Raw genomic sequence first — 5,260 nt, forward strand, 5'->3', positions numbered from 1 at the left:
AAGGTGTATTAATGGCAGAGGATAAGACCAAAAACAAGCCGGAGCCGAAGGAGCCCGAACAGAGTACTCTGGACGAAAACGAGCGTTTTCGCTATATCGGCTTCGATGTCTTCTCCAAACCTAAAGGGGACTTCTTCAAAAATGAAGAGGAAAAGAAAAAGCACGAACAGGCGGTCAAAGAGTTCAGTAAGGACAGCTATTCCCCATTTCGAGGATTCACTGCTGTCCACCAGGATCTCCTGCCGGCCTCCAACAAGATCGTACTGACCTTGTCATGCTTGATTATGATCGTTTCCGGTTTTCTGCCCTGGATGAACTTTCATTCCAACTGGGTCGACCTGCAGTTCAGCGGTATCGTCGGATTTTTCCAGGCCAGCGCGCACATGCATGTGCTCGACCTGTTCAATCCGACTTTGAAGATCTTCGTCTATGTTCCGGCGGCATTGTCGTTTCTGGCGTTGATTTTCGGAGTGTTGACACTGGTCATGCTGTGGACGCCGTCGAAGAGCTTCGACGCCTATCTGGCCAGGCTGAAGCGGGTAATGAGCCTGCAGTGGTGGCCTCTGGCGATCTGGATGGCTTTCTTTATCTATTCGATCGTCGGTGTCAGCCTGCCTTTTGGCGAATGGATCGCCGAGCATTACGGAGTCGAAGCGGTCGGCAATTCGGTCAATATCGTAACCTTCGCCGCCCTGTCCGGAATCGGTGTCTGGATGTCGATTGCGGGGTTGATATTGAATTCAGTTAAATCAAACGATTTCTAAACTTAAGCGTTGAAAATACAAATAACGTCATAGAATTTTCAGGAGGATTAAGAAGTGAAGCAATCCGTTTTCGTGACACTCAATCTGATCATCTCCCTGGCGATCGGAACTTTCATTTGGTTACAGTTGCCGGCTTATCTGCAGGAAGGTGGTCCGCTGGTGGCTGTTCTGATCTCTCTTCTGGTTATGCTGATCGCGTTCATTATTGAGAGACTGCTGTCACTGAACAAGGCCAAGGGCAAAGGCTCTCCGCAGTCGTTCTTTAAGAGCATTGTCATGATGGTCCAGAAAAACGATTACGACGGCGCTCTGGCCGCCTGTGACAAGCAGCGTGGTTCTCTGGCCAATGTGCTCCGTGCCGGTATTGAACATTATAAGACCATAAAAGACAGTTCTATGGATCCTGAGAAGCGTCTGGAGGAAACTCAGCGCGCGATCGAAGAAGCCAACGCGCTCGAGGTACCGCTTCTGGAGCGCAACCTGATCGCTCTGTCGACTATCGCTTCTATTGCAACTATGGTCGGTCTTCTGGGTACAACTATTGGAATGATTCGTGCCTTTAACGCCACCGGTCATGCTTCCGGCGGTGTTATCGACGCCACCCAGCTGGCGACCGGTATCTCCGAAGCGCTGGTCAATACCGCTGGTGGTTTGACATCGGCTATCGTCGGTATTGTGGCTTACAACTTTTTTGTCAACAAGGTCGATTCATTCAATTACACTATCGACGAAGCTTCATACGAAGTTTTGCAGTTGATCAAGCATAAAGAAGGTAAGTAATCATGCAGATTAAGAAGAAAAGAAGAGTTAACATTACGCTCGATATGACCCCCATGGTCGATATCGCCTTTCTGCTTCTGATCTTCTATATGGCTACCACGCAGTTCAAACCGCCGGAGAAGAAGGAGGTTGCTCTGCCTACATCGCGTTCGCAGATCGAGCTGCCCAAGCGTAACGTTTTTATGATTACGGTTCCGGCCGAGGATTCTGTCTTTATCGACTTCGTCACCAAACGTAAAGTGACGCTCGAGGACGGTTCGGTTATCGAGAGAACCTTTCGTAACGTCGTCCCGATTCCCTTCGAGGAAGTCGAGCTGACCGGTCCCAGCGTTCAGCAGATGAGATCGGAGGAACTTAAAAACGTTAACAAGCTGTATCCCGGCGAGGACCAGGCTGAAGCTCGAAAACGGGCCAAGCAGGATGTGCTCAGTAGCCTGGTGGTAGTTAAAGGTGATAAAGATGTGAATTATGGTGTCATGGAGAAGTTGATGAACTCTCTTCGCGATGTCAATATAACCGGGTTCCAGGTTATTACTGAACTCGAACAGGATTAAAGGAAGGTGGTGAGATAAATGGGCGCTGTTGACGTTCCCGAAACCGGTGGAGGCGGTAAGGGAGGAAAAAAGAAAAAACGACGGATAAATATCCGTCTGGACATGACGCCGATGGTTGATATTGCCTTCCTGCTTCTGATTTTCTATATGGTCACGACTGTGTTTGCGGCTCCGCAGGCGATGGATATCAATTTGCCCAAGGAGACTGACGAGGAGACGGAAATCGATGTTAAAAAATCGAACCTGTGTGTACTCCGAGTCGATTCAGTGAACACTATGTGGTGGTCGATCGGCGATGAAAAAGGTTCCAGCCGTCCGATCGATTCGGATAACCTCCTCGATTCACTGGTGGTCCACAACAAGAACAACCCGTTTCTCTCGACTTTGGTGAAGATTCACCCCAAGGCATCGTTTCATAACTATGTCGATGTGCTCGATGATTTTTCGGCGGTCGAAACGGTTCTCAGAAGCGACACGACATTCCTGGAGCGTTACCTGAGCGAAAACCGGGCCGCTCTGGATAATTTTGCTGACACGACATACAGTTACAGATATACTACAGTACCCTGGAACGACCGTAGAGATTCACGCATGCTCGAATTTTCACTCGACTCCATGCGGGCTCGCGGGGAAAGGATGCCATAATGAAGATGTCACAGGCATTTGCACAGGGTCCCTACGGCGCGTTTGAGCTGAAACGCACCTACCAGAAGAATATGCTTCTGGGCACCTTGATATCCTGCGCCATTCCATTGTTGGTCATGGGGGTGATCGTGCTGATCGGCGTTATCCAGAATATCCAGGCCGAGGAAGAGGCTGTCGATGCCGCCGCGGCTCCGGTCTATGTTGACCTGAGCGAGTTGCCTCCGCCGTCGATTCAGAAATCGATCAAGAAGCCGGAGATCATGAAAGAGAAGATCGAAATGCCGAAGATCGGTATCCCTAACCCGGTTGCCGATGAAGAGGTCATGGAGGTCCAGGTGCTGGCCACCAACCTCCAGAAAGTCGAGCTTTCAGCGGCTGATGTTGCTGGTGAGGGTGGCGGTGATATCTACGGAGATAACACCGTTATCGATATCATGGGTGATATCATGCCGGAACCGGATGAATTCGTCGCTTTCGACGAGGAACCCCAGCTTCTCAATCCGAAGGAATGCGAACCGGATTACCCGGAGATGGCTCGAAAAGCGGGCGTCGAAGGCGTCGTCTGGGTGCAGGTCCTGGTCGATAAGGATGGCAACGTGCGCGATGCTATTGTCGTCAAGGAATCTGGCGTCAATGCCGGTTTTGAGGAAGCCGCTCTGGAAGCCGCTAAAAGACGTATCTACCGTCCGGCGATGCAAAACAACCAGCCTGTTGCGGTCTGGGTGGCATACAAAGTTCGCTTCCAGCTCAGGGGCCAGTAAAAAGGCCGACAAAAAGTTAAACGATCCCTCGTCTCATGCGTTTTATGTCTAAACGCGGGCCGGGGGATTTTTTATTGTCCTTCCGGATGGTATTAAACACTTGATTGGGAGGTTCTATGAAATTGATTTTTGCTACTTTCATAATTGTAATACTTGCTTGCTCAGGCAGTATAACTGCTGAAGAAATCACACCGGATTCAGGCCGGAAACAGCATGATTTCAGTGATCTTTCAACAAACGCTCAGTCGGCGGATAAGCTCTTTAGGCAGTTTGTGGAATTCGATAATCCGCCCGTACTGCTTCAAAGAACAACTCCTGTGTATCCCGAAAAAGCCCGCCAGCTTAAAGTTGAAGCCAAGCTCTTCGTACAGGCCTTTGTCGATGCTGACGGCGCGGTTACAGAAGCAGAAATCCTCAAAATCGATGAATCCAAGCAGGGGTTTGGATTTGAAGAATCAGCCCTGAAGGTCGCCCGTGAAGCGACTTACAAACCGGCTCAAAAAGACGGCAAACCGGTTGCGACCTGGATTGCCTACGCGGTTAAGTTCAAGCTCAAGGAGAGTGAAAACTCTGAATAGTTGAGCAGTTTTTGAACAAAAAGCTGTTCCGATTTTCGACAGCATTGTTTAGAGATGAAACTAAGAAAAGCCCCCGGATCGACCGTTTTTATTAATAGAGCATGAAGATCAATCCGGGGGTTTGTATGCAGGACAAGCATGATTCAGTAATCAAGAGCGCATTTGAAGATGCTGCTGATCTCAAAAATCTTGGCTATTCTCTGACCTGGAAAGCCTACATAGTTTCACTTATCATAGTGTCACTTCTGGTTTTCGGCCTGATGGAGGTGATTCGGGCCGACAGCCTCGATGATAAGAGCCGGGATCCCGCCCGGGCATCCCGAATTTCCTCAAGCGGGCAGGAGCTGTACGCCAGTACCGATTCCTGCCAGTTCTCACAATCAGCTACTTCGAAAGACTGTTTCAGTCCGCGAAATCTGCCCGGATTTCCCGGACCGAACGATCCGGTCGCTGTCGATATAGCGCCGAATCTCAAGTACGCCCCCAGTCCCAGGTATCCACGCCAGGCACTCCGGTCGTATCAGACCGGAACAGTCTGGGTGCGGATCCTGATCGACCGGGAGGGTGTGGTACGCGACGCCATCATTGAAGAAGCTTCAGGTGTCGCCGGGGCCGGTTTCGAGGAGGCAGCGCTCGAGGTCGCCTTCGACCGCAAGTACGAACCGGCCTACTACGAATATAAACCGGTGGCCTGCTGGGTATCCTACCAGGTCTCCTTTATGCTCAAACGTTAATCTGCATCAAACCTGCGGAGGTTTTAAACGAACCCCCCCCCGGGTCAGCCGTCTAAACTATACTGGTGACTCGGGGGTATATTATTATCAGGTTTCAGCTTGAAACCGTACCTGACGCAAAACCCGCCATTTGCGATCCCTCCGGGAATATCAACTGAGTCTAAATTATATAGAAATCGGGCCGCAGAAATTTATCTAGGTCTCGCTCAGACTGAAAGCATCGACAAAGGAGGGAGTTATGCGTACTCAAGAACTGGCCACCCGGTCAGCTTACGGAGCCTTTGAACTCAAACGGGCTTACCAGAAGAATATGCTGGCCGGCACCCTGATATCATGCGCGCTACCGCTGGCGATTATTGCTTCATTGATTTTGATGGGAATGATTGGTGTGGAAGCCCCCGTTCCTGTGCAAAGAGAAAAGACAGAAATTGTCTCCACACCGAT

The 5,260-nt window shown here is 50.2% G+C and carries 8 protein-coding genes; all 8 read left to right on the forward strand.

Annotated elements, in window-relative coordinates; genetic code table 11:
- Nucleotides 1-11: 11 nt before the first annotated feature.
- Nucleotides 12-764 carry a hypothetical protein gene (locus GF404_01255; GenBank protein MBD3380800.1) on the forward strand — a complete coding sequence of 251 codons (753 nt, stop codon included), beginning with the start codon at nt 12-14 and terminating at the stop codon, nt 762-764.
- A gap of 54 nt (nt 765-818) precedes the next feature.
- Nucleotides 819-1,544, forward strand: a complete 726-nt coding sequence (locus GF404_01260; GenBank protein ID MBD3380801.1) for a MotA/TolQ/ExbB proton channel family protein — start codon at nt 819-821, stop codon at nt 1,542-1,544.
- Nucleotides 1,545-1,546: 2 nt separating this feature from the next.
- Nucleotides 1,547-2,098 carry a hypothetical protein gene (locus GF404_01265; GenBank protein MBD3380802.1) on the forward strand — a complete coding sequence of 184 codons (552 nt, stop codon included), beginning with the start codon at nt 1,547-1,549 and terminating at the stop codon, nt 2,096-2,098.
- 18 nt (nt 2,099-2,116) lie between these two features.
- Nucleotides 2,117-2,743 (forward strand): hypothetical protein, encoded by a 627-nt coding sequence (locus GF404_01270; GenBank protein ID MBD3380803.1) that lies wholly within the window; start codon nt 2,117-2,119, stop codon nt 2,741-2,743.
- Complete coding sequence (locus GF404_01275) at nt 2,743-3,504, forward strand: TonB family protein (GenBank protein MBD3380804.1); 762 nt, start codon at nt 2,743-2,745, stop codon at nt 3,502-3,504. The genes GF404_01270 and GF404_01275 overlap by 1 nt, the downstream gene beginning before the upstream one ends.
- A 116-nt stretch (nt 3,505-3,620) precedes the next feature.
- A complete protein-coding gene (locus GF404_01280) occupies nt 3,621-4,082 on the forward strand; it encodes a TonB family protein (GenBank protein ID MBD3380805.1) in 462 nt (153 codons plus the stop codon).
- 101 nt (nt 4,083-4,183) lie between these two features.
- Nucleotides 4,184-4,816, forward strand: coding sequence for a TonB family protein (locus tag GF404_01285; GenBank protein ID MBD3380806.1), 633 nt, complete (start codon nt 4,184-4,186; stop codon nt 4,814-4,816).
- Between the two features lie 238 nt (nt 4,817-5,054).
- A partial coding sequence (locus GF404_01290) for a hypothetical protein (protein MBD3380807.1) occupies nt 5,055-5,260 on the forward strand: 206 nt, incomplete at its 3' end.

It is taken from the genome of Candidatus Zixiibacteriota bacterium (assembly GCA_014728145.1).
Classification (GTDB): Bacteria; Zixibacteria; MSB-5A5; order JAABVY01; family JAABVY01; genus WJMC01.

Bases quoted from the DNA above. Each gene is read 5' to 3' on its own strand.
- GF404_01285 (MBD3380806.1), top strand. From the start codon at position 4,184: ATGAAGATCAATCCGGGGGTTTGTATGCAGGACAAGCATGATTCAGTA.
- GF404_01270 (MBD3380803.1), top strand. From the start codon at position 2,117: ATGGGCGCTGTTGACGTTCCCGAAACCGGTGGAGGCGGTAAGGGAGGA.
- GF404_01255 (MBD3380800.1), top strand. From the start codon at position 12: ATGGCAGAGGATAAGACCAAAAACAAGCCGGAGCCGAAGGAGCCCGAA.
- GF404_01280 (MBD3380805.1), top strand. From the start codon at position 3,621: ATGAAATTGATTTTTGCTACTTTCATAATTGTAATACTTGCTTGCTCA.
- GF404_01275 (MBD3380804.1), top strand. From the start codon at position 2,743: ATGAAGATGTCACAGGCATTTGCACAGGGTCCCTACGGCGCGTTTGAG.
- GF404_01265 (MBD3380802.1), top strand. From the start codon at position 1,547: ATGCAGATTAAGAAGAAAAGAAGAGTTAACATTACGCTCGATATGACC.